Genomic DNA, 2,519 nt, shown 5'->3' on the forward strand with positions numbered 1-2,519 from the left:
GTCTAAATATTTATTTTTTATATCTTATTACATAATTTGCGCATAAACAATTAAAACCTGGTTCGCCCTGTATATATGGAAAGAGATAGATAGGGAACCCAAAAGGTTAAGTCAGGTGACTTTCAGGCAGTCTGCCCAAGCTTTAATCTGCTAAATGACCAGTTTGTATATTGTAATGTTCCGGATATAAATGTTTCCCAAAAATTAAGTTGTCAGATAATATAGATGATAATAAAGTTCTTTTATCAGGAGGAGGTAATATTATTTTGTGGCGTAAAAAGTGGGATGATTTTTTTGTAATAGCGTAAATGAGATTGTATTTTTTAGTGACTCTACCAAGGATATTGTAATCCTATTTTAAAAGACTATTTATATGCATAACCACCATCTACTATTAAAACTTGTCCGTTAATATATCTATTATCAATTAAATGTAAACAAATAGATGATATTTCTGATTCATAAGCAAATCTATGAAGCGCAATTTTATTTATAATATTTTCTTTTATTTTCTTTGGTTTATTTTTCTGCCAAGAAGTTTCTACAAATCCAGGAGCGACAGTATTTACTGTTATATTTCTATTGTTAAAAATTTTAACAAGGTTTTTTGAGAGCATATGTAACCCTGCTTTTGAAATACCATATGGAATAGAAATTGCAGGTGGTTTAATTCCCAGTAATGATCCTATAAATATTATATTGCCATTTTGCTTAATCTGTTGTCCTAGTCCTTGTACAATAAAAAAAGGCGAAGATAGATTTGTGTTTATAACTTTTAGCCAGTCTTCAATCGTAAGTTCATAAAAATCTTTTCTATTAGTAGTGCCTGCATTTAAAACTAGAACGTCAAGTTCACTTGTTAAAGTTTTTACTGTATTAATGAATTCGCCTATTTGATTGATTTTTGATAAGTCATGTTTTATTATTTTATAGGCAGGAGAAATTATTTCTAACTCTTTTTTTAATTGTTGTATAAGTGAATCATCATTAGAATAATTAAAGATAACAAAATACCCTTTTTTTAATAAATCTATTGCAATTTGTTCTCCTATTCCTTTGGTTGACCCTGTAACTAAAGCATATTTCATTATTTACATATATCCTTTTATAGATCTTGCTTTTAAAAAGCTATTAATAGTGTCAATTTCTGCCCATTCAAAATCTTTTATATCTATGTATTCTAACTTAATTTTGAAATTAATAATAAGTTGAACAAGAGCATTTTCATACCATTCGTTATAAAGTCCATCATTCACCATACTTATAATTTCATTTTTTAATATTTTGGCAGTATGTTTATCAAGTTTAGTAATACCAGCATATTCTCCATGATATTCTTTTAAATCTTTCCCCATTATAACTATCTGATCATTGTTAATTTGTGCATTATAATCTCCATCTTGCTTTATACTAGTGTCAATTGCTACAAACGCTTTTTTAGGACAATTCAGTATTATTCTTAATAGCTGTTTATTAAATACAATATCTGAATTTAATACTACAGTTTCATCATTAAGGAACTCTTTTGCAAACCATAAAGATGCTATACTATTTGTAATTTTATAAAATGGATTTTCTATAAAATCACATCCCTTTGTAGTAGATATAAATTCATTAATTTTAAATCCAACCACGGTATATATTTTAGCTGTTTTGTCTGATTCTCTAATTATATTTATTGTCCTTTGAAGGATTGTTTGCTTATTGTTTAGCTTAAGCAATGATTTAGGGAGATTTACTGTGTATGGGTATAACCTTGTTCCTTTGCCAGCTGCAAGTATAATATAATTCATGCGTTGGTCCTCCACAATAGTAAGCCATAACGTGACAAAGTGTTTTTAATAGGAAAGATAATATCTATATTTTGTTTTTTCATGGTTTTCACTATGTTAATACCTGTTGCTTCAATAGGGATTCTTGCTTGAGTGGGATTTACACAACCCTGTGGGCTACACCCATTTCTACATAACTTGCAAGATCCTCCGATAAAAGAAACTGCTAAAGAATCATTGTTATCGTATAGAAATTTTTCTAATAGTCCTAAACATGAGTGTATCCTATTAGTTGTATTAGAGCGTACTTCTTCAAAGTTTTCTATTGTTATAGACATTGTAGTTTTTAATATAATTGCATTTGAATAATCATCTTTAATAATTGCTTGATAATCCAAAGCTGGAATTTTTGGAGGGCAAGTCCACTTCTTATTATATTTGTTACAATAAAAGCATTTTAATTTGACTCTTTCTTCAAAAATAATATCTTTTGTATTGATTTTTATAATTTCTATATCTTTAAATTTTTTAAGCATTAAGATTTAACCTTAAGTTAATATTTTTTAACTATCCTGTTTCACTGTCAAGCCAGGTCCTATAATGTATATTATGTTTTGTTCAGGAATGCCTGCATTAATGTATCCTGAAACTTGGTAATCTAAAATACACTTCCCGCAAACGTTGTAATAGGTAATAATCTAGTCCCTAAACCAGCGGCCAAAACTATAGCTAAATTCATATTTTGAT

Annotated in this window: 3 protein-coding genes; all 3 read right to left on the minus strand. The window is 28.2% G+C overall.

The genetic code is table 11. From position 1 onward, the window contains the following. Positions 1-365 precede the first annotated feature (365 nt). Genes LBD57_RS00650 through LBD57_RS00660 form a run of 3 tightly spaced genes read right to left on the minus strand, consistent with a single transcriptional unit; the run spans position 366 to position 2,308 of the window. Positions 366-1,088 carry an SDR family NAD(P)-dependent oxidoreductase gene (locus tag LBD57_RS00650; protein WP_373469420.1) on the minus strand — a complete coding sequence of 241 codons (723 nt, stop codon included), beginning with the start codon at positions 1,086-1,088 and terminating at the stop codon, positions 366-368. Positions 1,089-1,091: 3 nt separating this feature from the next. Further along, on the minus strand, positions 1,092-1,793 hold the full coding sequence (locus tag LBD57_RS00655; protein ID WP_373469421.1) for a sugar phosphate nucleotidyltransferase: 702 nt from the start codon (positions 1,791-1,793) through the stop codon (positions 1,092-1,094). Further along, positions 1,790-2,308: a DUF2284 domain-containing protein gene (locus LBD57_RS00660; RefSeq protein ID WP_373469422.1), complete on the minus strand. Its 519-nt coding sequence runs from the start codon at positions 2,306-2,308 to the stop codon at positions 1,790-1,792. Before LBD57_RS00660 ends, LBD57_RS00655 begins: the two co-directional genes overlap by 4 nt. Between the last annotated feature and the right edge of the window lie 211 nt (positions 2,309-2,519).

Source organism: Candidatus Endomicrobiellum cubanum, assembly GCF_031278955.1.
In the GTDB taxonomy this organism is placed as follows: Bacteria; Elusimicrobiota; Endomicrobiia; order Endomicrobiales; family Endomicrobiaceae; genus Endomicrobiellum; species Endomicrobiellum cubanum.